General features: G+C 68.5%; 30 protein-coding genes and 1 pseudogene. 12 read left to right on the top strand and 19 right to left on the bottom strand.

Translation table 11 applies throughout. The features are described from left to right. Entirely contained in the window at window positions 1-717 is a 717-nt protein-coding gene (locus ACFFJC_RS09670) for a hypothetical protein (RefSeq protein ID WP_379487293.1), read from the top strand. 95 nt (window positions 718-812) lie between these two features. Continuing rightward, window positions 813-1799 carry a quinolinate synthase NadA gene (gene nadA, locus ACFFJC_RS09675; RefSeq protein ID WP_379487294.1) on the top strand — a complete coding sequence of 329 codons (987 nt, stop codon included), beginning with the start codon at window positions 813-815 and terminating at the stop codon, window positions 1797-1799. Between the two features lie 40 nt (window positions 1800-1839). On the opposite strand, the gene ACFFJC_RS09680 is transcribed toward nadA, so the two are convergent. The 9 genes and pseudogenes from ACFFJC_RS09680 to ACFFJC_RS09720 form a co-directional block, all read right to left on the bottom strand. Beyond that, window positions 1840-2133, bottom strand: a complete 294-nt coding sequence (locus ACFFJC_RS09680; RefSeq protein ID WP_379487295.1) for a helix-turn-helix domain-containing protein — start codon at window positions 2131-2133, stop codon at window positions 1840-1842. Further along, a pseudogene (locus tag ACFFJC_RS09685) lies at window positions 2084-2197 on the bottom strand (hypothetical protein); the annotation flags it as partial. The pseudogene ACFFJC_RS09685 and the gene ACFFJC_RS09680, both read right to left, overlap by 50 nt. Continuing rightward, window positions 2158-2373 carry a BrnT family toxin gene (locus tag ACFFJC_RS09690; RefSeq protein ID WP_379487296.1) on the bottom strand — a complete coding sequence of 72 codons (216 nt, stop codon included), beginning with the start codon at window positions 2371-2373 and terminating at the stop codon, window positions 2158-2160. The pseudogene ACFFJC_RS09685 and the gene ACFFJC_RS09690, both read right to left, overlap by 40 nt. Window positions 2374-2456: 83 nt before the next feature. Then, complete coding sequence (gene trxC / locus ACFFJC_RS09695; protein WP_379487297.1) at window positions 2457-2900, bottom strand: thioredoxin TrxC; 444 nt, start codon at window positions 2898-2900, stop codon at window positions 2457-2459. 62 nt (window positions 2901-2962) lie between these two features. Next, the gene (locus ACFFJC_RS09700) at window positions 2963-3511 is read right to left on the bottom strand and encodes a pseudouridine synthase (protein WP_379487298.1); all 549 of its coding nucleotides are present in this window, start codon (window positions 3509-3511) and stop codon (window positions 2963-2965) included. A gap of 4 nt (window positions 3512-3515) precedes the next feature. After that, a complete protein-coding gene (locus ACFFJC_RS09705; protein WP_379487299.1) occupies window positions 3516-4412 on the bottom strand; it encodes a DMT family transporter in 897 nt (298 codons plus the stop codon). Between the two features lie 102 nt (window positions 4413-4514). Further along, window positions 4515-5501 carry a TerC family protein gene (locus ACFFJC_RS09710; protein WP_379487300.1) on the bottom strand — a complete coding sequence of 329 codons (987 nt, stop codon included), beginning with the start codon at window positions 5499-5501 and terminating at the stop codon, window positions 4515-4517. Window positions 5502-5515: 14 nt separating this feature from the next. Then, the gene (locus ACFFJC_RS09715; RefSeq protein WP_379487301.1) at window positions 5516-5707 is read right to left on the bottom strand and encodes a DUF465 domain-containing protein; all 192 of its coding nucleotides are present in this window, start codon (window positions 5705-5707) and stop codon (window positions 5516-5518) included. A 272-nt stretch (window positions 5708-5979) separates the two neighbouring features. After that, the gene (locus ACFFJC_RS09720) at window positions 5980-7137 is read right to left on the bottom strand and encodes an anthrax toxin-like adenylyl cyclase domain-containing protein (protein WP_379487302.1); all 1158 of its coding nucleotides are present in this window, start codon (window positions 7135-7137) and stop codon (window positions 5980-5982) included. A 324-nt stretch (window positions 7138-7461) separates the two neighbouring features. Between ACFFJC_RS09720 and ACFFJC_RS09725 the strand changes: the two genes are divergently transcribed. From ACFFJC_RS09725 to ACFFJC_RS09740, 4 genes are all read left to right on the top strand, one after another. Further along, complete coding sequence (locus ACFFJC_RS09725) at window positions 7462-8376, top strand: SPFH domain-containing protein (protein WP_379487303.1); 915 nt, start codon at window positions 7462-7464, stop codon at window positions 8374-8376. 22 nt (window positions 8377-8398) lie between these two features. Next, a complete protein-coding gene (locus ACFFJC_RS09730; RefSeq protein WP_379487304.1) occupies window positions 8399-8602 on the top strand; it encodes a type II toxin-antitoxin system antitoxin in 204 nt (67 codons plus the stop codon). Next, a complete protein-coding gene (locus tag ACFFJC_RS09735) occupies window positions 8602-8871 on the top strand; it encodes a hypothetical protein (RefSeq protein ID WP_379487305.1) in 270 nt (89 codons plus the stop codon). The genes ACFFJC_RS09730 and ACFFJC_RS09735 overlap by 1 nt, the downstream gene beginning before the upstream one ends. 115 nt (window positions 8872-8986) lie before the next feature. After that, entirely contained in the window at window positions 8987-9139 is a 153-nt protein-coding gene (locus ACFFJC_RS09740; protein WP_379487306.1) for a hypothetical protein, read from the top strand. Between the two features lie 20 nt (window positions 9140-9159). On the opposite strand, the gene ACFFJC_RS09745 is transcribed toward ACFFJC_RS09740, so the two are convergent. Further along, the gene (locus tag ACFFJC_RS09745) at window positions 9160-9480 is read right to left on the bottom strand and encodes a DMT family transporter (RefSeq protein ID WP_379487307.1); all 321 of its coding nucleotides are present in this window, start codon (window positions 9478-9480) and stop codon (window positions 9160-9162) included. Between the two features lie 214 nt (window positions 9481-9694). Here ACFFJC_RS09745 and ACFFJC_RS09750 point away from each other — a divergent pair, with 214 nt between their 5' ends. Then, window positions 9695-10054 (top strand): hypothetical protein, encoded by a 360-nt coding sequence (locus ACFFJC_RS09750; protein WP_379487308.1) that lies wholly within the window; start codon window positions 9695-9697, stop codon window positions 10052-10054. 62 nt (window positions 10055-10116) lie between these two features. Beyond that, window positions 10117-10416 carry a hypothetical protein gene (locus ACFFJC_RS09755; protein ID WP_379487309.1) on the top strand — a complete coding sequence of 100 codons (300 nt, stop codon included), beginning with the start codon at window positions 10117-10119 and terminating at the stop codon, window positions 10414-10416. 22 nt (window positions 10417-10438) lie between these two features. On the opposite strand, the gene ACFFJC_RS09760 is transcribed toward ACFFJC_RS09755, so the two are convergent. The 5 genes from ACFFJC_RS09760 to ACFFJC_RS09780 all read right to left on the bottom strand — a co-directional run bounded on the left by ACFFJC_RS09760 (window position 10439) and on the right by ACFFJC_RS09780 (window position 15594). Beyond that, window positions 10439-11302, bottom strand: coding sequence for a dienelactone hydrolase family protein (locus tag ACFFJC_RS09760; RefSeq protein ID WP_379487310.1), 864 nt, complete (start codon window positions 11300-11302; stop codon window positions 10439-10441). Window positions 11303-11367: 65 nt separating this feature from the next. Next, window positions 11368-13134 carry an SLC13 family permease gene (locus ACFFJC_RS09765; protein WP_379487311.1) on the bottom strand — a complete coding sequence of 589 codons (1767 nt, stop codon included), beginning with the start codon at window positions 13132-13134 and terminating at the stop codon, window positions 11368-11370. A 90-nt stretch (window positions 13135-13224) separates the two neighbouring features. Then, window positions 13225-13632 carry a VOC family protein gene (locus tag ACFFJC_RS09770; RefSeq protein WP_379487312.1) on the bottom strand — a complete coding sequence of 136 codons (408 nt, stop codon included), beginning with the start codon at window positions 13630-13632 and terminating at the stop codon, window positions 13225-13227. Between the two features lie 60 nt (window positions 13633-13692). Next, window positions 13693-14547: a formyltetrahydrofolate deformylase gene (purU, locus tag ACFFJC_RS09775; protein ID WP_379487313.1), complete on the bottom strand. Its 855-nt coding sequence runs from the start codon at window positions 14545-14547 to the stop codon at window positions 13693-13695. Window positions 14548-14559: 12 nt separating this feature from the next. Continuing rightward, window positions 14560-15594: an NAD(P)H-dependent flavin oxidoreductase gene (locus ACFFJC_RS09780; RefSeq protein ID WP_379487314.1), complete on the bottom strand. Its 1035-nt coding sequence runs from the start codon at window positions 15592-15594 to the stop codon at window positions 14560-14562. Window positions 15595-15737: 143 nt separating this feature from the next. Here ACFFJC_RS09780 and ACFFJC_RS09785 point away from each other — a divergent pair, with 143 nt between their 5' ends. Further along, window positions 15738-16121 (top strand): hypothetical protein, encoded by a 384-nt coding sequence (locus tag ACFFJC_RS09785; protein WP_379487315.1) that lies wholly within the window; start codon window positions 15738-15740, stop codon window positions 16119-16121. Window positions 16122-16247: 126 nt separating this feature from the next. Then, complete coding sequence (locus tag ACFFJC_RS09790; protein ID WP_379487316.1) at window positions 16248-17783, top strand: catalase; 1536 nt, start codon at window positions 16248-16250, stop codon at window positions 17781-17783. A 182-nt stretch (window positions 17784-17965) separates the two neighbouring features. Here ACFFJC_RS09790 and ACFFJC_RS09795 read toward each other — a convergent pair whose 3' ends face one another. Continuing rightward, window positions 17966-19225 carry an aspartate kinase gene (locus ACFFJC_RS09795; protein ID WP_379556189.1) on the bottom strand — a complete coding sequence of 420 codons (1260 nt, stop codon included), beginning with the start codon at window positions 19223-19225 and terminating at the stop codon, window positions 17966-17968. A gap of 82 nt (window positions 19226-19307) precedes the next feature. Between ACFFJC_RS09795 and ubiG the strand changes: the two genes are divergently transcribed. After that, window positions 19308-20057, top strand: a complete 750-nt coding sequence (ubiG, locus tag ACFFJC_RS09800) for a bifunctional 2-polyprenyl-6-hydroxyphenol methylase/3-demethylubiquinol 3-O-methyltransferase UbiG (protein WP_379487317.1) — start codon at window positions 19308-19310, stop codon at window positions 20055-20057. An 87-nt stretch (window positions 20058-20144) separates the two neighbouring features. Continuing rightward, window positions 20145-21194 carry an NAD(P)H-dependent amine dehydrogenase family protein gene (locus tag ACFFJC_RS09805; protein ID WP_379487318.1) on the top strand — a complete coding sequence of 350 codons (1050 nt, stop codon included), beginning with the start codon at window positions 20145-20147 and terminating at the stop codon, window positions 21192-21194. Window positions 21195-21213: 19 nt separating this feature from the next. Here ACFFJC_RS09805 and ACFFJC_RS09810 read toward each other — a convergent pair whose 3' ends face one another. From ACFFJC_RS09810 to ACFFJC_RS09820, 3 genes are read right to left on the bottom strand one after another with little or no spacing between them, the layout of a single operon-like run. Further along, window positions 21214-21738 (bottom strand): AAA family ATPase, encoded by a 525-nt coding sequence (locus ACFFJC_RS09810; protein WP_379487319.1) that lies wholly within the window; start codon window positions 21736-21738, stop codon window positions 21214-21216. Then, window positions 21735-22298, bottom strand: a complete 564-nt coding sequence (pnuC, locus tag ACFFJC_RS09815) for a nicotinamide riboside transporter PnuC (protein ID WP_379487320.1) — start codon at window positions 22296-22298, stop codon at window positions 21735-21737. Before pnuC ends, ACFFJC_RS09810 begins: the two co-directional genes overlap by 4 nt. A gap of 7 nt (window positions 22299-22305) precedes the next feature. Next, window positions 22306-22650 (bottom strand): arsenate reductase, encoded by a 345-nt coding sequence (locus ACFFJC_RS09820; protein ID WP_379487321.1) that lies wholly within the window; start codon window positions 22648-22650, stop codon window positions 22306-22308. Window positions 22651-22654: the final 4 nt, after the last annotated feature.

Consider the following 22654-nt stretch of genomic DNA (forward strand, 5'->3'; position numbering starts at 1 on the left):
ATGGCGACCGCAGCCGGCGCGCAGGTGGCGCGCCTCTCGTTCTGGGCGAAGATGACGATCGGCATCAGCCTGTTCATCGTCTTCGGCTTCGCGCAGTTCGCGCTGCGCGGCTTCGTACCCTACATGCAGGTCCCGCTGGTGTTCCACCTGCACGGCATGACGATGCTGGCATGGCTGGGCCTGCTGTGCACCCAGTCGGTGCTGGTCGGCCGCGGCACGGGACTGGCCGTGCACCGCAAGCTGGGCTGGGCAAGCGTGGTGATGCTGCCGCTGATCGTGGTTCTGGCGAGCGTCACCTGCGTAGCCGGACTGCGCGCCGGCATGTTCCCACCCTTCTTCACGCCGGCCTACTTCCTGGCGGTCGTCCACGTGGGGGTGGCCGTCTTCGCGGCCCTCGTCGCGACGGCGATCGCCCGGCGCGCCCGCGCCCAGTGGCACAAGCGGCTGATGATCGGCTCGACCATCCTGCTGATGGAGCCGGCGCTCGGCCGGGTGCTGCCGATGCCCTTCATCGTTCCCTGGGGCGGATGGCTGGTGACGGTGGTCCAGCTCGGCGTGGCGGCGCTGGTGCTGCGCCACGACCGCCGCACGCTCGGGCACATGCATCCGGCGACCGGCGCGGTCCTCTCCGCCATCGTGCTCGGCCGCGTGGTCATCGAAATGCTGGCGCTCTCGCCGTGGTGGATCGCCTTCGCGGAGCGGGTCGCCACCGCCTGACGCCGCGCGTTTTTTCCCTTGGGTCCGGGGCTTCGCATCCCTAGATAGCCCCCGTCCGGCACCATGACCGGACCCACAGGACCAAAGGGAAGCCCATGACCGTTATGCCCGCCGACCTCACCGGCATCGACGTGCGCGCCGAGATCGAGCGGCTGCGCAAGGAGCGCAACGCGGTCATCCTGGCGCACTACTACCAGAAGCCCGAGCTGCAGGACCTGGCGGACTTCGTGGGCGACAGCCTGGAGCTCAGCCGCAAGGCCGCCGAGACCGACGCGGACGTCATCGCCTTCTGCGGCGTGAAGTTCATGGCCGACACCGCCAAGATCCTCTCGCCCGACAAGATCGTGGTGCTGCCCGACCTCGACGCTGGGTGCAGCCTGGAGGATTCCTGCCCGCCCGAGAAGTTCAAGGCGTTCCGCGAAGCGCACCCCGACCATATCGCGCTGACCTACATCAACTGCTCGACAGAGGTGAAGGCGCTCTCCGACGTGATCGTCACCAGCTCCAGCGCCGAGACGATCCTGCAGCAGATCCCGCTCGACCAGAAGATCATCTTCGGGCCCGACCGGCACCTCGGCGGCTATCTCAGCCGGAAGTTCAACCGCGAGATGCTGCTGTGGCCGGGCGTCTGCATCGTCCACGAGGCGTTCAGCGAAACCGAGCTGCTCAAGCTGCGCGCCCAGCATCCGAACGCGCCGATCGCCGCGCACCCCGAGTGTCCGCCTCACATCGTCGACCATGCAGACTACGTCGGCTCGACCAGCGGCATCCTCCAGTATGCCAAGACGATGCCCGGCGACACACTGATCGTGGCGACCGAGCCGCACATCATCCACCAGATGCAGTTGGCGATCCCGAACAAGACCTTCATCGGCGCGCCCGGCGCCGACGGCAACTGCAACTGCAACATCTGCCCCTACATGGCGCTCAACAATCTCGAGAAGCTCTACCTGGCGCTGCGCGACCTGACCCCGCGGGTCGAGATCGAGGAGTCCTTGCGCCTTGCCGCCAAGAAGAGCCTCGACCGCATGCTCGAGATGGCGAGCGGCACCATCGGCAAGGGCGACCTCGGCACGCGATGACCCATCGCGGGCGTGGCGGCCGGTCGCGAGCGCGACGTGCTCAGGCCGGCTGCATCGCCATCACCCGCCGCACCATCTCGGGCTCCGCCTCGATCACCCTGAGGTAGGCGCGCAAGGCCGGCGGAGGCATGCGGCGGCCGAGTTCGTATTGGCGTATGCTGTTTGCGGGAATGCCGAAGGCGGCTGCGAACTCGGGCTGCGTCATTCCGAGGCGGTTCCGAAGTTGACGGATGCGCCGGCCCATCAGCCCCCGCTCCAGCCCGGCCACGCTGACGTCGAAGTCCTCAGGATCGTTCGGGTCCGCCGGTATGGCGATCGTAGTCTCTTTGTTCACGCGCGTTACTCCGCCTCACCGAAGTCAGTCTGATCGACTCCCCGCGCCAGACGTGCACCACGGTGTAGAGCTTGCCGTCGACGACACCGAGCGCCTTGAGCCTCGCCTCACCATCGCTTCTCGGTGCGAGGCGAGGACGATATGGTCGTCATCGTCGAACACCCGCATGCCGAAGGCCAGTTCCAGCCCATGCTTGGACCGGTTGGCTTCGTTCTTGGCGGGGTCGAACGCGAAGTCCATCCACTTTGATTACGGGAAACCGTGATAGCATGGCGAGTTAACGGGCGTCCATCATGGAGGGCTCCGAAGTGGGGCGTGCCGCCTCAGCCGCGCGCCGCCTGGCGCGCCCATGCGACGATGGCGGCGGGCGGCATCGCGCCGGACTGGCGGGCGATCTCGCGGCCCTTGCGGATTAGCGCCAGGGTCGGGATCGAACGGATGGCGTAACGGCCGGCGATCGCCGCCTCGGCCTCGGTATCGAGTTTGCCGAGCCGCATCTCCGGCTCGAGCTGGGCCGCCGCGGTGGCGAAGGCGGGCGCCATCTGGCGGCAGGGCCCGCACCACGCGGCCCAGAAGTCCACCAGCAGCGGCAGGTCGCTCCGGCTCGCGTGCGCGTCGAAGTTGGCGGCGGTGAGCGTGACGGGCGCGCCCGCGAAGAGCGGCTGGCTGCACTTGCCGCAATGCCCGCCTGCACCGAGCCGCCCCGCCGGCACGCGGTTGGAGGTGGTGCAGGACGGGCAGACGACGATCATGCGATCCGGTTCCATCGGGCTCCTCCTTATCGCCTCACATGCCGCCTATCTGGGGACGGCGCCGCCGGGCGGAAAGGTCAGGCGGGAACCTCCCGCCATGCGCCGGGCGCGAGACCGTCCAGCGTCCAGTCGCCGATGCGCCAGCGCACGAGGCGCAAGGTGGGGTACCCCACGGCCGCGGTCATGCGGCGGACCTGGCGATTGCGGCCTTCGCGGATCGCCAGCTCGATCCAGCAGTCGGGCACCGTCTTGCGGAAGCGGACCGGGGGATCGCGCGGCCAGAGCTGCGGGTCGGCGATGCGGCGCGCCCGGGCCGGGCGGGTCATGCCGTCGTTGAGCAGGACGCCGCGGCGCAGCGCCTCCAGCGCCGCCTCGTCCGGTTCGCCCTCCACCTGGACGAGGTAGGTCTTCTCCAGCCGGAAGCGCGGATCGGCGATGCGGGCCTGCAGGCGCCCGTCGTCGGTGAGGAGGAGCAGCCCCTCGCTGTCGCGGTCGAGCCGCCCGGCGGGATAGACCCCGGGCACCGCGACGAAGTCCGAGAGCGTCGCGCGCGGGCTGGGCGACTTCGCGTCGGTGAACTGCGAGAGCACGTCGAACGGCTTGTTGAGGAGGATCAGCCGCGCCATCGCGTCACGCCCTGCCCCCGGCCTTGGCCAGCGCCAGCGCGGCCGCGAGCAGCACCATGCCCAGCACGTCGAGGCCGCTCAGCGTCTCGCCGAAGGCCAGCCATCCCACCGTGGCGGAAAGCGCCGGCTGGGTCAGTAGCGCCAGGCCGATCACCAGCGGCGTGAAGTGCCGCAGCGAGTAGATGAGGAACCCCTGCCCGACGAGCTGGCTGGAGACCGCCAGCGCGACCAGCGGGGTCCAGTTGGTCGGCATGATCGTCTCGCCCAGGCCGACCGCGATCGCGAGCATGACCGGTGCGCTCGCCAGGGTCGAGACCGCCAGCACCGAGAACTGGCCCAGCCGCTCGCGCGCGGCGTTGAGCATGATGATGTAGAAGGCGTAGAACACCCCCGCCAAGACGCAGAACAGGTCGCCCACCAGGTTGGCGTGGCTGATTTCCAGCGACCCGCCCATCAGCAGCCCCGCGCCCGCCAGCGAGGCGCAGATCGCCGCCAGCTCGAGCCCGCGCGGCGCCCGCCGGGCGGAGATCACGCCCCAGGCCATCACCAGGATGCTGCCCGAGTTGCCGAACAACGAGGCGTTGCCGAGCCGGGTCTGCACGATCCCGACGTGCCAGGCAGCGAGGTCCAGCGCGAAGAACACGCCCGCTCCCGCCACCAGCGCCACCGTGCCGCGCCCCATGCGCCGCTGCTCCGCCGGCTCGCGCGAGGCCAGCGCCACCAGCACCGGCAGCGCGAGCCCCAGCCGCCAGAACCCGGCGGCGACCGGTCCGGTGTCCGACAGCCGCACCAGCCATGCCCCCAGCGCCAGCGCCACGTTGGCCGCCAGCAGCGCCAGCAGGTGGCGCGGCGTCCAGTCCGGTTCGGCGCGGCTGGCGGGCGATGCGGGGATCGTGCTCATCGCCGCCTCGTAGCGCCGCGCGGCCCCCGGCGCACCTGCTTAATGACGGTCCGCGCGCCGCGATCAAGAAGCGGGCGCGCGGATGCCAAGTCGCCCCGTGGCTCAGTGCGGCAGGCGGCCGGCGTCCTCGCCGCGGGTCTTCCACAAGGACCACCCCACGCCACCCGCGATCAGCGCCAGGGTGATGCCCAGGCTCGCCAGCGGGGGGAACTTGGCCCCGCCCATCGCGAAGTCGGCGACCAGGATCTTGCCGCCGATGAACACCAGCACCAGCGCCAGCGCGTACTTGAGGTAGTGGAAGCGGTGGACCATCGCCGCCAGCGCGAAGTAGAGCGCGCGCAGCCCGAGGATCGCCATGATGTTCGAGGTGTAGACGATGAAGGTGTCGGTGGTGATCGAGAAGATCGCCGGCACCGAATCGATGGCGAAGACCAGGTCGGCGAGGTTGATGACCACCAGCGCCAGGAACAGCGGCGTCGCGGCCCAGACCAGGCGGCCCGCGGCGTTCGGCTCGCGCACGAAGAAGTGCTCGCCGTGATGCGCCTTGGTCACCCGCATGTGCCGCGAGATCCAGCGGATCGCGGCATTGTTGCCGATGTCCGGGTCGTGGTCGCTGGCGAACAGCATCTTGACGCCGGTGTAGATCAGGAATCCCGCGAAGAGGTACATGACCCAGTGCGCATGCGCGATCAGCGCCGCGCCCCCGGCGATCATCAGGCCGCGCAGCACGATCACCGCCAGGATGCCCCACAGCAGCGCGCGGTACTGGTACTTGGCCGGAACGGCGAAGTAGCCGAAGATCATCGAGATGACGAAGACGTTGTCGATCGAGAGCGCCTTCTCGATGAAGTAGCCGGTGTAGTAGTCGATGGCGGGGGCCGATCCCTTGGCCCACCAGATCCAGCCGCCGAACACCATGGCGATGGCGATGTAGAACACGGAGAGCCGCAGCGATTCCGCGATGCCCATCTCGCGGTCGTCCTTGTGCAGAACGCCCAGGTCGAACGCGGTGAGCAGCAGCACGACCGCCGCGAAGGCCAGCCAGAACCAGGCCGGGGTGCCGAGCCAGTCGGCGAAGAGGAATTCCATGGCGCGCCCCCCGGTCAGTGCGAAGCGGCGGGGCTGCGCCACTGCTGCGAGGGCAGCAGCGCGGCGAGCCGGGCCCGGAGGTCGCGCTTGCGCTTGCGCAGCCAGGCGAGCTCGAGCGGATCGGTCAGCGCGCTGGCCTTGGCGCGCTGGAACAGGGCATCGAGCTTCTGCTGGCGCTCGAGCAGGCGGAACATGCGTTCGGTCATATCAAATCCCTATCGAACAGGCGTTGGTTCGATCGGATGAGCCCGGGGCAGGTTGCGTAACGAAATGATGCCGGAGCGGCGAAGACGTCTGGAACCTGCATCGGTTTCACCCGATGCGGTCCGACATCACGAGGCGCAGGATCATCCCGCGCCGCGCCAGAGGGGCCCGGCCCGCAGCGCTTGTTATACGGCTGCCGGGCGCAGAATGCAAGGCCGACCACTGTATCCGGGCCCGCGCCTGCCCCTTCCCACCCGCGTCCGCCGGGTTCCTGTCAGGGCACGTGCCGCCGGTTGGTCCGGTCGAAGCCGCGGATAGCGCTTCGCAGCCGATCGCCGGTGAAGGTCTTCTCCCATCGTCCGGTCTGGGCGTTTCGATCCCATTGCCAGGACCCGTGGACCAGCTGACTCATCCACCCTGGATTGAAGACCGGCGCATAGACCGGCGTCACGGTCGCGATGAAGTGCCGCAGGTCCGGTATCGACCGGATCAGGAAAGGCTTGGACGCGAAGGGCACCACCGCGAACACCGGCAGGTCCACCGAATCGACGAAGGGTCGCCCACCCTCGTCGCTGTGGTGGACCATGTTGCCGCCGCGATAGCCTGCCCCGACGAAGCCGATGTTGAGCAGCATGCGCACTTGCGCGATCCGGCCGGTGATGTTGCCGAGATGCGCGTCCTCGCCGGTCGGACCCCCCGCGCGGATCGCCGCTTCCAGGGCGTTCACCCCCACCTTGCGACGATCGGCGCCGTCCGGGGCATATGTGCCGGTCCGGGCCAGGACCATGAACAGGTCGTAGTCGCCGGTCGTGGCGGAATGATAGTCCGAGGGCGGCAAGGGGCACATCGGATCGCGCATCGCGATCACCGGCGTCCATTCCCGGGAGACCGTATCGGCCGCGCTGCGGCGGTCCGCGCCCTTGTAGTGGACGGACCACATCACGCCGGGCGCGCCGTCCACGCGCTCACGCAGCAGCTTGAAGGTCATCGAGACGTTGTTCTCTCTCCAGCCGGACGACGCCGCGTAGAAGAGGGAATTGCTGTCGCGATCGACGAACTTGATGAGCCCCTTGGCGAGCAGCCACTGCCGCCGCTCGTCGGAAATGATCAGCGGTACTTCCATCGCGCCATCGTCGATCGCGTGGATCAGCGCCTTGCGCTGGTCCCTCTGCCCTTCGGCCGTACCGCCCACCTTGGTGAAGCGCACGTCGTCCAGCACAAAGCCGGCCATGGGCCCCCAATTGCAGGATTTCGCCTTGTTGTGAAACCCCTTGGACGCGTAGTTCTCCAGAATGAGGCCGGTTGCATAGATGCCCACCGCCCGACTGGCGATGATGTTGCCGGTTCGGTCGGCCACGGACTGGAAGACATTCTGATGCAGGATCGGAATGCCGGTGACCTCTTCACATAGAGATTGTGTCGAACCTTCCATTCTCGCCCCCCCAAGGCCGTTTCGATGCTTGCGGGTGACTGTGCAACGGATCGGCTCCGGCGGATACAGACTTTAGCATCGGATCGGACGGTTTGTCGTGATCGGCAGGTTGTTCAAGGCCCTGCGGCATGGCGCAAGGGTCGCATGCTTCGACAGGCTCAGCATGAGCGGAGTGTGGTGCGGTGGCTCTCCGCCCGAGGACAGACCTTCCCACGCCGCTCGGCCTGAGCCTGTCGAAGGCCTCGCGCCTGTCACACCGGCTTCCATTGACCCCGCCCCAAAAAACGATATTAAAGTGATATCACATTAACAGGGGTGCCACCGATGTCCGATTCGCATCTGCCCATCAACGCCAGCCGGGAGAGCCTCGCCTCCACGCGCAGCGGCTACCTCGTGCTCGTCCTGTTCCTGGCGCTGCTGATCGCGACGATCGCTGCGGTGGCGGGGCTGGCCTCCCGCACGAACCCTGGCGCGGGCGTGATCCTGGCCTTCCTTGCTTTCATCGTCGTGGCCGTCGCGGCACAAGTGCTGATCCTATGCGGCTTCTACATGGTCCAGCCCAACCAGGCCGCCGCGATCACCCTCTTCGGCAGCTATCGCGGCACCGACCGGCACACCGGCCTGCGCTGGGTCTGGCCGTGGATGGCCAAGACCAAGATCTCGGTGCGCGCCAACAACGTGGTGTCGGAGAAGCTGAAGGTGAACGACCTGCGCGGCAACCCGATCGAGATCGCCACCAACGTCGTGTGGCGCGTGGCCGACACCGCGCAGGCGCTCTACGACGTCGACGACTACAAGGCCTTCGTCAACGTGCAGATCGAGGCGGCGGTCCGCTCGATCGGATCGCGCTACGCCTACGACGACGTCGAGGACGCCGAGGTCACGCTGCGCGGCAGCCACGAGGAGGTGAACGCCGAACTGCGCACCGAACTGATCGCGCGCCTGCAGGTGGCCGGCATCACCGTCGACGAGTGCGGCCTGACCCACCTCGCCTACGCGCCCGAGATCGCCGGGGCCATGCTGCGCCGCCAGCAGGCGGAGGCGGTGATCGGCGCCCGCCGCAAGCTGGTGGAAGGCGCGGTCTCGATGGTGGAGATGGCGCTCTCGCAGCTCTCGGAGAAGAACGTGGTGGAGCTCGACGACGAGCGCCGCGCAGCGATGGTCTCCAACCTCATGGTCGTGCTCTGCGGTGAGCGCGACACGCAGCCGGTGGTCAATACCGGCACGCTCTACCAGTAAAGCGCGGGGGACCGGCGCAACCATGGCGAGCCCTGGCAGGAAGGCGTTTCCGCTCCGTCTCGATCCGGCGCTCTACGCGGCGCTGGAGCGGGCGGCGGCGTGCGACCTGCGCTCTGTGAACGCCGAGGTCGAAGTGTTGCTGCGCGAGGCGCTGGGCCGGCGCGGAATCAAGGTGGAGGCGGCCGAACCGGTGCGCCGGGGGCGACCGCCCAAGGAGGCAGGCTGATGCTGCACAAGATCTTCGCGCGCGGCGACTGGTTCGCGCCTCGGCGCTACGGCTATGGGGCGGGGCTGCCGATCGCCTGGCAGGGCTGGATGCTCCTGGCCTCCTATGTGGCCGCCCTCGGCGGGATAGGCCTGCTCGACCGCACCGGCGGCGTCGCGGCCCGCGCTGGCGCCTTCGCACTCTTCGTGCTGGTGACGAGCCTGTTCATCGCCGTGGCCGCCCGGCGCACCCGGGGCGGGTGGAAGTGGCGCTGGGGGGACGAGCGCTGAGCGGGCGGTAAGCCGGCCGGTCATAGCCTTGGGCTATGACCTCCATACCGATAATGACACTAGAACCGGCGCGCGCCGCCCGCAATCTGGACGCCCGACAACGCGGAGCGCCAGATTGCGACACCCCCAGAATCCTTGCAGACGCGGCCGGCGGATCGCCCTCGTCGCCGCGCTGTTCCAGGTGCTGGCGACGCGGGCGCGTGCCAGGACCGGGGTGGAGGTGCGGCCCGCTTCCCCGCGCACGCCGGAGGCGCTGGCGCCGCGCTGAGTGCGGCGACGGCTCCGCCGTCAGCTGCTCGACGAGAGCTTCATCAGGATGAGCCCGGCGACGATCAGCCCTCCCGCGACCACGCGCATGAGGCTGACCTGCTCGCCCAGCACCAGGATGCCGAGGAGGAAGGCGCCGACCGCGCCGATGCCGGTCCAGACCGTATAGGCCGTCCCCAGCGGCAGCGTCTTCATCGAGAACGAGAGCAGCGCAAAGCTCGCGATCATGCCGACGAGGGTGACCGCGGCCGGCACCGGCCGGGAGAACCCGTCGGACAGCTTCATCGCATAGGCCCAGACGACCTCCAGAATACCCGCTACGACGAGATAGACCCACGCCACCCCAGCCTCCTTCATCCGAGAGCTGCCGGGCCGTCCCGGACTTCCAGCCCGCCGCGCGCCGGGCAGGCGTCCGTCGACAGGTGAGGGCGTGGCCTCGGCCCGGTCATATAGACCGCGTTGGCGGGGGATCAAGTGCGGCAGGCGCCCGCTTGCGGGGCGCGCGGGGAGCGCCCCCGGGGTTGTCAGGCCCGCTTCGGTTGCGTAGCCGGCCCCGGTGACGTCCCTCCCCGCCCTGCTGGCGCGCCTGCGCCTCTGGCCGTTGCTGCTGCTGGCCGCGATCACCACGCAGGCGGCGGCCCCGATTCATGCGCCGCTCGAGCGCGTACAGGGCTCGGCCTTCAGCGCCGCGACGCTGGACGTGGCGCTGGCCGCGCCGCGCAGGCTCCAGGGCGAGCCGGTCCAGGTGGCCGAGCCGCTGGTGCTGCCCCCGTCGCGAGCGGCCGGGGTGGTGCAGCGGGCCTGGGCGGAGGCCGCAGAGCGCCCGGCCAGCCCCCTGCCATCCCGGGTCCGTGCACCGCCTCCGCGGCGCCATCCTGCCCGTCTGCCCGACAGCACCGCGCCCCCTCTCGCCTGAACCGGTTCGACCCGGCGCCCTCGTGCGCGCCCGATCCCCCGCCTTTTCAGGACGATACTCCCATGCCTCAAGATGACACCGGCGCGCCGCATCGCGGCGGCCGCGCCCATGCTGCCGCGCTAATGGCGCGCTATCCCCACCTTACCGACACCGAACTCGACAGCCTGACGCACTGGTTCCGGCGCGAGGCGAGCGCGCTCGACGTCGGCCTGCTCGCCAGCGACCCCGCCGTCGCCGCCCAGTACCGGGCCTATAGCAAGGCCCACCGCGACCGCCTGACCGCCCGCGACCTGCTGCTGGGTGCCCTCCTCCTGGCCCTCGCCGCCGCCGCCATCGCCCTGCTCGCAGCGGCGGTGCCCTGATGCCGAATGCCGCCGCGCAGCCTCACAGACGGCCGAAAAGCGCCAGCATGTGCTGCCAGGCGCGGTCCGCCTCCTGCGGGTCGTAGGCCGGGGAATCTGGCACGCACCAGCCGTGGTCGGCGGCGTAGACCTCCACCTGCGCCGCCCGACCCGCGCTCTCGGCCGCCTTGCGCAGGTCGTCCTTCTGGGTCGGCTGCTTGGCATCGTCGTTGCGCGCGATGGCGAAGAGGCAGGCAGCGTGGGTGCGGGCCAGCAGCCGGTGCGGGCTGTCCGCCTCCTCGGTCACCAGCCCCGCCCCATGCAGCGAAGCCGCCGCGCGCACCCGGCCCGGAACCGCGGCCGCGGTGCGCACGGTGAAGGGTCCGCCCATGCAGTAGCCGTTGCTGCCGATGCCACGCTTGCGGTCCACCGCGTCGTGGCTGTCGAGGAAGGCGACGAACGCCCGGGCATCGCGGGTGATCGCATCGGGCGTGAGCGCCGCGCGCATCGGCGCGATGCGCGCCTGTCCTTCGGGCGTGCTGTACTCGGCGAAGCTCTTCATCACCGGTGCGGGTCCGGCGCGATAGTACTGGTTGACCACCAGCACCGCAAAGCCCTGCGCGGCGAGCGAGCGCGCCATGATCTTCTTCGCCTCGCGCAGGCCGGCGATGTCGGGCCACATGACGATGCCGGGGTGCGCCCCTTCGCCGGGATGGACGAGGAAGGCGTCGCACACCCCGTCCGCCGTGGTGATCGACACCATCTTCTCGGTGACCGCGGCGCCCCCTTCCGCAGCGATCGGTCCCGCGCAGCCCGCCAGCGCCGCGCTGGCACCCAGCGCCGCAAAGGCGCGGCGGCTGAGGCCCGCCTGCCCGAAGTCGGCTTCGGCGGTGAAGTCGTCACACATGCTCGTCGTCTCCGGTGGATTGCGCCGAATGCAGGCTACTGGAGTCGCAGCAAAAGGGAAGCGCGTCAGTGCAGCGGCCAGACCCAGAGGATCAGCGGCGTCCCGATCAGGAGCACGAGCAGCGAAAGCGGCGCGCCCAGGCGAGCATAGTCGCCGAAGCGATAGCCGCCCGGCCCCAGGACCAGGGTGTTGCACTGGTGCCCGATCGGCGTGAGGAAGTCGCAGCCCGCGCCCACCGCCGTCGCGATCAGGAAGGCCTCGGGCCGGTAGCCGAGATCATGGGCGAAGACGGCCGCGATCGGCGCCATGACCAGCACGGTGGCGGCGTTGTTGAGGAAGGGGGTGACCAGCATCGCCACGCCAAGGATCAGCATGACCGCGCCCCAGGGCGGCAGGCGCGTCGCGAACTGCGCCAGGCTGGTCGCGATCACGTCGGAAGCGCCCGTGCTCTGCAGCGTGGCGCTCACGGGGATCAGCGCCGCCAGCATGATGAGGATCGGCCACTCTACCGCTTCGTAGGCCTCGTCCACGGGCAGCCCGCCGCTGATCACGACAAGACCCGCAGCCGCGAAGAAGGCCACCGCCACCGGCACCAGCCCGGTCGCCGTCGCAACCATCGCCGCCGCCAGGATGGCGACGGCTAGCCAGCCTCGCCGCACCGAACCCAGGCGGATGTGGCGGGCTGCAATCGGCAGGATGCCGAGCTGGCTCAGCCGACCTGGCATCATCTCGACGTTGCCCTGGAGCACCAGCACGTCCCCCGGCTTCAGGATCACCTTGCCGGGTCGATTGCGCAGGCTCTCTCCCTCGCGCGAGATCGCGATGAGGCGCAGGCCCAGACGGTCCTGCAGCTGCATGCGCGTGGCCGACCGGTCGATCAGCGGCGAGCGCGCAGTGACCACGCCCTCCACCACGCCCACCTCGTCGTCATCCAGCACCCCGCCGCCCTCGCCGGAGAGCGTCAGGCGGTCGCCGGCAATTGCGCGCTCGAGCGCGTCGGGCTCGCCGGACAGGACGATGACGTCGCCCTCGTGGAAGTGCATGCCGGGATGGACCGCGCCATGGCGGCCGTCCCGCAGCACGGCGGTGACGTCCACCTCACCTTCGTGGCGGGCGAGGAAGTCGGCGATGGTCTCGCCGACCAGAGCCGAGCTCTCCCCCACCTCCGCGGCGGTGACGTAGCCGGAGATGTTCAGCGCCTCACCCATCGTTGCGGCTGCCCGGCGGTCCGCCGGCAGCAGGCGATGGGCCAGCCGGAGGAACACCAATCCGACGATCAGGAGGCCCAGCCCGGTCGGCAGGTAGTCGAACATCCGGAACGGTTCTCCGGTCATCTCCTCACGCACGCGGCTGACGATGATGTTGGGCGAGGTGCCCACCAGCGTCATCAGCCCGCCCAGCAGCGAGGCGAACGACATCGGCATGAGGAAGCGCGAGGGATTGCTCCCGCTCTTGCGCGCGAGCTGGCCCGCGGCCGGCATCAGCATCGCCAGCGCCCCCACGTTCTTGACCAGCGCCGAGGCGACCCCGACCATGGCGGTGAGGAACACCAGCTGCGAACCGAAGCGGCGGAGCCGCTTGCCCACGAAGCTGACCAGGGTCTCGATCACGCCCGAACGCTGGACGGCGGCCGAGATCACCAGCGCCGATCCGACGATCACCACGATGTCGTCGGAAAAGCCGGCGAAGGCATCCTCCGGCTTGACCAGCCCAATCGCCAGCGCTCCGAGCAGCGCGATCACGGCGGTCACATCGTAGCGGAAGCGCCCCCAGACAAACAAGGCCATGGTCACCACGAGGACCCCGACCGACAGCCATTGCGTAAAGTTCATCGTCATCCGTCTTCAGGGCGGAAATGCCCCGCGATCAACAATGAACGAACGCGAGGCCGGTGCCCGGGGCGGCGCACCGGTTAAAGAGGATCAGGCCGACACCTTGTGGAAATTCAGCTCCAGATTCACGGCGTTGGGGTCGGACAGGAAGATCTGCATCACCCCCATGCGCGAGAGATCGTTCACGCGGTGCTCCAGCCCCATGGCTTCCACCCGCGCCTTCATCTCCACAAAATCATCGCAGCGCAGGGCGACATGGTGGAGGGCATTCGTCGACGACCCGGGTCGATACCCTTCGTAGCGCTCGCTGGCCGACAGGCGGTCCACCAGATGGATGATCGGCATCCCCTCGGCATCGCGCAGCCAGTAGCCTGCGATGCCGGACCGGATCGCCGGGTTCTCGCTGCGGGTGAGACCGAGCAGCCGCTCGTAGAAGCTGGCGGTGGCCTCCAGGTCGTCGGTCAGGATGTTGACGTGGTCGATTCCGCTGACCGGCATGGTGCTCCTCCTCGTGTCCCGGGCGGAACCTTCGCCCAAGCGGCGCGGCGGAGCAAGCGCCTAGCTGCGGAAGACCACCGTGCGCGCGCCGTTGAGCAGCACCCGGTCCTCCAGGTGAAGGCGCACCGCCTCCGCCAGCACCCGGCGTTCGATGTCGCGGCCCTTGCGAACCATGTCGTCGGGCGTGTCGGCGTGGGTGACCGGCTCGACGTCCTGGTGGATGATCGGACCCTCGTCGAGATCGGCGGTGACGTAGTGCGCGGTCGCACCGATCATCTTCACTCCGCGCGCATGCGCCTGGTGGTAAGGCTTGGCGCCCTTGAAGCCGGGCAGGAACGAGTGGTGGATGTTGATGCAGCGCCCGGAGAGGAACGATGCCATCTCGTCCGAGAGGATCTGCATGTAGCGCGCCAGCACCACCAGTTCGGCGCGGGTCTCCTGCACCAGTGCGCGCACCTGCGCTTCCTGCGCAGCCTTGGTCTCCTTCGTCACCGGCAGGTGATGGAAGGGGATGTCTCCCAGCATCAGCGTGTTGATCGCCTCGCGTGGGTGGTTGGAGACGACGCCGACGATCTCCATCGCGATCTCGCCGATGCGCTGGCGGTAGAGCAGGTCGGCCAGGCAATGGTCGAACTTGCTGACGAGAAGCAGGACCCGGCGCGGGCGATCGCGACGCAGCATCGACCACGCCATCGCGTACTCGTGCGCAATCGGGCCGAACCCCTCGCGGATCTCCTCGCGGTCGGTCGCGCCGGGATCGAAGGCGACGCGCATGAAGAAGCGGCCTTCCTCGAGATCGTCGAACTGCTGCGCCTCGATGATGTTGGCGCCCATCTGCGCCAGGTAGCCGGTCACCCGCGCGACGATGCCCGGGCGGTCGGCGCAGGATAGCGCCAGGATCAGGGGTTCGGCCAAGGCGCCCGCTCCTTACGCTGCGATCGAGCGTGCGCCGGCGCGATGATCCAGCGCCGCTTCGCTCTCCGCCATGAGTGCCGCGATGATCTGCGCCACCGGCTCCTCGCTCGTGACCATGCCGACGGACTGGCCGGCCATGATCGAGCCGCTCTCCACGTCGCCGTCGATCACCGCGCGGCGCAGCGCGCCGGCCCAGAAGTGCTCGATCGCGAGCTGCGCCTCGCCCATGTCCACTTCGCCGGCGTCCAGTCGGCGTGCCACCTCGATCTGCTTGGCGGTGAACTCCTCGGTGCCCTTGTTGCGCAGGGCGCGCACGGGAATGACCGGAAGGCGCGGGTCCACCTGGACGGATGCAATCGCATCGCGCGCGGAGGCGCGGAAGAAGGCCTTCTTGAACGCCGGGTGCGCGATCGATTCGCTGGCGCAGGCGAAGCGCGTCCCGAGCTGAACGCCGGCAGCGCCCATCTCCAGGTAGCCGGCGATCGCCTCCCCGCGGCCGATCCCGCCCGCCACGAACACCAGATGCTCGGCCGCGAGGCTCGGCAGGATCTCCTGCGCCAGTACGGAGGTGGAGACCGGCCCTATGTGGCCGCCCGCCTCCATGCCCTCGATCACCAGCGCGTCGGCACCGGAACGCAGCAGCTTCTTGCCGAGCGCCAGCGTGGGCGCGAAGCAGATGACCTTGGCGCCATGCTCCCGGATCGCCTCGACGCTGCCCTTGGGCGGGATGCCGCCGGCCAGCACCACGTGGCTGACTGCATGGCGGCCACAGACCGCGATCAGCTCGAAGAGCTGCGGGTGCATGGTGATGAGGTTGACGCCGAACGGCTTGTCGGTCAGCGCCCGCGTCGCGGCGATCTCGGCATCAAGCAGCGCGGGCGTCATGGCGCCGCAGGCGATCACGCCGAAGCCGCCGGCATTGCTGATCGCCGAGACCAGGTTGCGCTCGGACACCCACGACATCGCGCCGCACAGGATCGCAGTTTCGCTGCCGAGGAATTCGGATCCCCGCGCCATCAGGGCCGAAGTCTTGGAGTGAGCAATCATCGAGGCTCCCATAGCCGGGTGTTCTGCAAGGCGAGCGCCATAGGCCCACCCAGCCCCCTGCACAAGCGGCGACGACCGGAACCATTGGCACGCCAGAGCGTTACCGAACTCGACACGCACATTGCGAGAAGAGCGGGGCCTTGATGATCCACAAGAATGAGCAACCGCTCGAGGGTGCAGCCGCAGCGGAGATCGGGACGTCCGGTCCGCTTGCAGGGCAGGCTCCGGAACGGGGCCCGTCGCCCGCGCTGGCTGCCGAGACCTTGTTCGAGGACATCCTCGACGTGGAAGGCGCCGTGCGCCTGGCGATGAACTCCGACGCGGGGCTCCGGACCGAGCGGGTCGAGGAAGTCGCGGAAGGACTCACCACGCTCGAAGACCGCCTTGCACCCGAGGCGGCGGCGCAGCTGCACTCCGCACTGGAGGCGCTTCGCGAGGCTGTGGCCATCCGCGATATCCCGCAGGTCCGTGTGCAACAGGCCGCGATCGTCGAAGCTCTCGTTACGGCGCGAGAGAGCTTGGCCTGATCCATTGTTGATCGCTTCTGGCGATCACAGTCAGGAAATTCCGCAACTTCTCCTATCAGTCGCCTCGCATTAGGTCCTTGGCATCGGCCCGCCCTTCGTCGGCGTGGCAAGTCAAGGAGACCAGCGATGCACGGATCGAACCCCCCGGGCGGCAGTTGCCCTTATGGGCATGGCGGTGCCGCCCTTGCCCCTACCACCCTGACCACCGCGTTCGGTGCCCCGGTGCCCGACAACATGAATTCGCTGACGGCCGGACCGCGCGGTCCGCTGCTGATGCAGGACGTGTGGCTGCTCGAGAAGCTCGCCAACCTCAATCGCGAAGTCATCCCGGAACGTCGCATGCACGCCAAGGGCTCCGGCGCATTCGGGACGTTCACCGTCACCGGGGACGTGTCGAAGTACACCCGTGCGAAGTTCCTGAGCCAGGTCGGCAAGCAGACGGAGCTGTTCGCCCGCTTCACGACCGTGGCCGGCGAGCGCGGCGCAGCAGACGCCGAACGGGACATCCGTGGCTTCGCGGTCAAGTTCTACACCGAGGAGGGGAACTGGGACATGGTGGGCAACAACACACCCGTCTTCTTCCTGCGCGACCCCCGCAAGTTCCCGGACCTCAACAAGGCCGTTAAGCGCGATCCCCGCACCAACTTGCGGAGCGCTACCAACAATTGGGACTTCTGGACGCTGCTGCCGGAATCGTTCCACCAGGTGACCTACGTCATGGGTGATCGCGGCATCCCCCGCAGCTACCGCCACATGAACGGTTACTCCAGCCACACCTACTCGTTCTGGAACGACGCCGGCGAACGGTATTGGGTACAGTGGCACTTCAAGACCGAGCAGGGACACGCGTTCCTCACCGATGCCGAGGCCGCGGCCCTCGTGGGCAGCGATCGCGAAAGTCACCAGCGCGACCTGTTGGACGCGATCGACCGCGGCGAGTTCCCGCGCTGGAAGGTCATGGTCCAGATCATGCCCGAAGCAGAGGCCGAGACCTGCGGCTTTCACCCGTTCGACCTCACCAAGGTCTGGCCGCACGCGCAGTACCCGCTGATCGAAGTCGGGGTCATGGAGCTTAACCGCAATCCGGAGAATTTCTTCGCCGATGTCGAGCAGAGCGCCTTCGCACCTTCGAACCTGGTGCCGGGGATCGGCGTCTCGCCCGACAAGATGTTGCAGGCGCGACTCTTCGCGTACTCGGACGCGCAGCGCTACCGGCTGGGGGTGAACCATCACCAGATTCCCGTCAACGCTCCCCGCTGCCCGGTCTTCACCAACCATCGGGATGGACAGGGCAGGGTCGACGGCAACTATGGCGGCCTTCCGCACTATCACCCGAACTCGTTTGGTCAGTGGCAGGACCAACCCGAATATACAGAGCCGCCGCTGCGGCTTTCCGGAGACGCAGACTTCTGGAACTTCCGCGAGGACGATGACGACTACTTCAGCCAGGCCCGCGCGCTGTTCCACCTCTACGACGCCGGTCAGAAGCAGCGACTGTTCGAGAACACCGCCCGGGCCATGTGTGATGCGCCGGCCTTCATCAAGCAGCGGCACATCGACAATTGCACCCGCTGCGACCCCGCTTACGGTGCCGGCGTGGCAGCAGCCCTGGGCATGAGCGTCAATCCCGCGCTTTCGCCCGAGCCCGAACTCGCCGAGTGAAACGCGAGGGGCCCCGCACGCCTTTCGTGCGGGGCCCCTCGTCGTGTGTGCTCGCGGAGCTTCGACAAACGCAGCCTGAATGGGTTCAGCGGCGACGGTCGAAGGCGCACTTCGAGCCCGCTTAGAACTTTGGCCCCGCTCAGGCGCTTCGGGTCAAAGCCCCTCGCGGCATCGCACCGGCCTTACGCCGCGGCGTCGAGGCCGTAGGCGGTGTGCAGCACGCGCACCGCCAGTTCGGTCTCGTCGGTGTCGATCAGGACCGACACCTTGATCTCGCTGGTCGAGATGGCGATGATGTTGATGCCGCGGTCGGCCAGCGTCTTGAACATGGTGGAGGCCACGCCGGCGTGGCTGCGCATGCCGACGCCCACGACGCTGATCTTGGCGACGTTGCCTTCGGCGATCATGCGGTAGTAGCCGATCTTCTCCTGCTGCTCCTCGAGCAGCGCCTGCGCGCGCGCAAGGTCCGCCTGGGGCACCGTAAAGGTGACGTCGGTCTCGCCTTTGTCCTTCGCGACGTTCTGGATGATCATGTCCACGTTGATGCTCGATTCCGCGAGCGGCGCGAAGATCGACGCCACCGCGCCGGGACGGTCGGCAATGCGGGTCAGGGTGATCTTGGCTTCGTTCTTGTCGGCGGCGATGCCGGTGATGAGCTGGCGCTCCATGTCGCTTCCTTCCAGTTCTTCGTCGCTGACGATCAGGGTTCCGGGCAGGGTGTCCGCGGCCGGCGCGTTCTCGTCGATGAACGAGGAGAGCACCTGGACCCGCACGTTCTCCTTCATGGCCAGGGAGACGGAGCGGGTCTGCAACACCTTCGAGCCGACCGAGGCGAGCTCGAGCATTTCCTCATAGGTCACCAGCGGCAGCTTGCGCGCCTTGGCGACGATCCGCGGGTCGGTGGTGTAGACGCCGTCGACGTCGGTGTAGATGTCGCAGCGGTCGGCCTGCACCGCCGCGGCGACGGCGACCGCCGATGTGTCCGAGCCACCGCGGCCGAGCGTCGTCACCCGGCCGGCGGGAGAGATGCCCTGGAAGCCCGGGATCACGGCAATCTCGCCCGCGGCCATGGAAGCCATCAGCGCATCCGCGTCGATGTCCTCGATGCGCGCCTTTGCGTGGGCGTCGTCGGTCTTGATCGGCACCTGCCAGCCCAGCCACGAGCGCGCCTTGCAGCCCATCGCCTGCAGCGTGAGCGCCAGCAAGCCCGAGGTGACCTGCTCGCCGCTGGCGACGACCACGTCGTACTCGGCCGGGTCGTAGAGCGCGTTGGCTTCGCGGCAGAAGTTGACCAGGCGATCGGTCTCGCCGGCCATCGCAGAGACGACGACGGCGACTTCGTGCCCCGCTTCCTGCTGGCGCTTGACGATACCCGCCACGCGCCGGATGCGCTCGGTGCCGGCCATGGAAGTGCCGCCGAATTTCATCACGATACGTGCCAAGGCGCCGATGCCTCCCTGTCAAAGCCCGCACGAGATGCCGTGCGGTGTGGATAAGAGTCGGGCGCGCTGTTAGGGGTGGATCATGGACAATGCAACTGCGACGATCGCCCCCTCCGGCGCAACAATCGATCCCCGGGAGGCCGCCCACTTCGGCACCCTCGCCGCCGAATGGTGGGACCCGGAAGGGTCCTCCGCCATGCTCCACAAGCTCAACCCGGTCAGGCTTGGCTTTATCCGAACGGCCATCGATACGCATTTCGGCACCGATACCCGCTCGCTGCGGCCGCTGCAGGGCCGCCGCGCGCTGGATGCGGGATGCGGCGCGGGGCTGCTGTGCGAGCCGCTGGCGCGGATGGGTGCGGCCGTCACCGGCGTGGATGCCGCGCCCGAGAACATCACGGCCGCCCGCGCCCATGCCATCGCCATGGGCCTCGACATCGACTATCGCGCGGGAGAGCTGGGCGCCCTTTCCCTCTGCGCCTTCGACCTCGTCTGTTCGCTCGAAGTGATCGAGCACGTGGCCGACAAGCCGGCGTTCCTGCGCCACCTTGCCGGGGCGCTCGCGCCGGGAGGGCTGATGATCCTCTCCTGCCCCAATCGCACCGCGCGCTCGCGCCTTCTGCTGGTGGAAGCGGCGGAGCGGCTCGGCAAGGTGCCGCGGGGAACCCATGCCTGGGACCAGTTCGTGACGCCGGCGGAACTGACCGATCTCGCCGCAGGCGCCGGCCTGCGGGTCGGTGAGCCTCGCGGCATCGCCTGGTCGCCGGTGCAGGGCCTGCACCTCTCCGAGGATCTCGCGCTCAACTACATCGTCACCGCAACCAGGGCCTGAGGCTTCCTTCACCGGCATCTGTACCCAGCGGGGAACTATCGCGCGGCGCGGCTTGGCGGAAAACTCCCGGCGAAGAGGGAGAGAACCATGGACAAGCTGCGCGTCATCCAATGGACCACCGGCAAGGTCGGCAAGCATGCGCTGCGCGCGATCCTGGACGATCCCCGGCTTGAACTGGCCGGCTGCTACGCCTGGTCGGACGCGAAGAAGGGCCACGACGCCGGCTCGCTTTGCGGCCGGCCCGATACGGGCATAACGGCCACCAACGACATCGAGGCGCTGATCGCACTGGGCGCCGACACCGTGCTCTACAATCCGTTCGAGGCCGACCTCGACCAGGTGATCCGGCTGCTGGAGAGCGGGCTCGACGTGGTCTCGACCAACCTGTTTCTGAACCTTGGCCGGATTCGCGGCGAGGTGAAGGACAGGCTGGAGGCTGCCTGCGCCCGCGGCGGCTCCTCGCTCTATATCACCGGCATCAACCCAGGCTGGATCAATTCGGTGATCGCGAGCATGACGGCGATCTGCCGCGACGTGCGGGCAGTGGAGCTCACCGAATCCGCCGACTGCTCGGTCTACGAATCCGTCGAGACCTGGGGCTTCCTCGGCATGGGAGAGCCGGGTGGCATGACGCCCGAGCTGATGGACCGCGCGCAAAGCTGGCTGATCCTGTTCAAGGACGCGGTGGAGCGCATCGCCGCCGCCCTAGATCTCGCCTTGGACGATATCACCTTCTTCTGCGAATACGCGACCGCCGCCCGCGATGTCGACCTCGGCTGGATGCGGATGGACAAGGGCACCAATGCAGCCCTGCGCGGAGGCTGGCAGGGCAAGCTGAAAGGCCAGACCGTGGTGACGATCACCGTCGTCTGGTATCTCACCCGCGAACTGGCGCAAGGCTGGTCCATCGACGATGACCAGTATCACCTTGTCGTGGACGGAGAGCCGAGCATCGACAACCGCATCCGGCTGATCCCGGCGGCGCACTGGAAGAACCACGACTGGGACATCATGACCGCCTTGCCCGCGGTGAGCGCCGTGCCGCAGATCAAGGCGGCGCGCCCGGGCGTGCTGGGCCTGCTCGACGTCGGCCTCCCGGTGGCGCCCGTCGGCGCCTGGAGGCGGGCGCGCGGCTGAGCCCCTGCCTGCGCCTGGATCAGGGCCGCGGATCTCCTGAATGTAGCCGCTCGATCGCGGCCAGGGCCTGCGCCTCGCGCTCCTGCCAGGTCCCGGCGATCCGCACGAAGGGCACCCGGGTGCGCTCCAGCATCGCTTCCGCCAGAGCCGCGAAACGGGCGCGGCTCTCGTCCTCGCCGAAGAAGCGGGTGCCGTCCGCCCGCCAGGGCACGTCGGGCTCGAACAGGAGGTAGAGATCCGCCTTCGGGTACGCGAACAGCGCATCCGGGACCTCGCCGAACAGCATCTCGGCCCACGCCGCGGTCATGAGCTGGTCGGTGTCGAGCAGCAGAAGCGGCGGCCGCGCGGCCATGGCCTGCCGGTTGAGCGCCGCCTGCCCCTCGGCAATGGCGAGCAGGTCCTCCATCGCGAGGTCGGTTCCGTGTTCCTCGCAGTAGAGGCGGCCGTACTCGGGGACGCAAGGCCAGCCACGGCCACGGTGGAAGCGCTCGCACAGCACCGACTTGCCGGTGCTCTCGGCACCGTGGAAGCAGACGGTCCTCACGATGACCGGCGCCCGGCGAGGATCCATTCACGCAGTCCCAGCACGGACATGCCGAGGAAGACGACGTAGAGCGCCGCGGTTGGCCACAGGTCCTTGGCGACGTAGACCGCGATGGAAGCCAGGTCGATGGCGATCCAGAGCACCCAGTTCTCGATCCGGCGGAACGCCAGCAGGATCTGCGCCGCGATGCTCGCGCCGGCGATCGCGGAGTCGGCATAGGGCATCGCCGCATCGGTGAACCGGTGCATGACCCAGCCGAGGTTGAGCGCGAGCGCCGCCGTGGCGGCGGCCCAGACCAGGCGGCTGCGATTGTCCAGCGAGCGCACCGGCACCGTAGATTCGGCGCCCCCGGCCCGCACCCAGAGCACCCAGCCCCAGGCCTGCGCCGCGAAGAAGAACAGCTGCAGCCCGGCCTCGCCGTAGAGCTTCGCCTCGAAGAAGACGAAGGCATAGAGCGCGACCATGGCCATGCCGAACGGATAGTTCCACACGCTGCGCCGCACGAGCAGCGCGATGTTGGCGAGGCCCAGCCCGGCAGCGATCCACTCGAGCATGTTCATGCGCCGGTCAGGCCAGCGCCGCCGCCCATTCCGGCTCCTTGAAGCCCGTCAGGATGCCGCCCGCATGTTCGACCACCGGCCGTCGGATCGTGCTGGGATTGGCCACCATCAGCGCTACCGCGCGCGCCTGGTCGAGATCGACCTTGTCGGCATCCGGCAGCTTGCGGAAGGTGGTGCCCGCCCGGTTCAGCACTCTCTCCAGCCCGACCGCTTCGATCCAGGCCACCAGCTTCTCGGGGGAAGCGCCTTCCTTCTTGTAGTCGTGGAACGCATAGGCGATGCCCTGGCCATCAAGCCAGGCGCGGGCCTTCTTCACCGTGTCGCAGTTAGGTATGCCGTAAAGGTCTAGCATCGGT

Origin of the sequence: Novosphingobium soli (assembly GCF_042432915.1) — a bacterium.
Lineage (GTDB): Bacteria > Pseudomonadota > Alphaproteobacteria > Sphingomonadales > Sphingomonadaceae > Novosphingobium > Novosphingobium soli.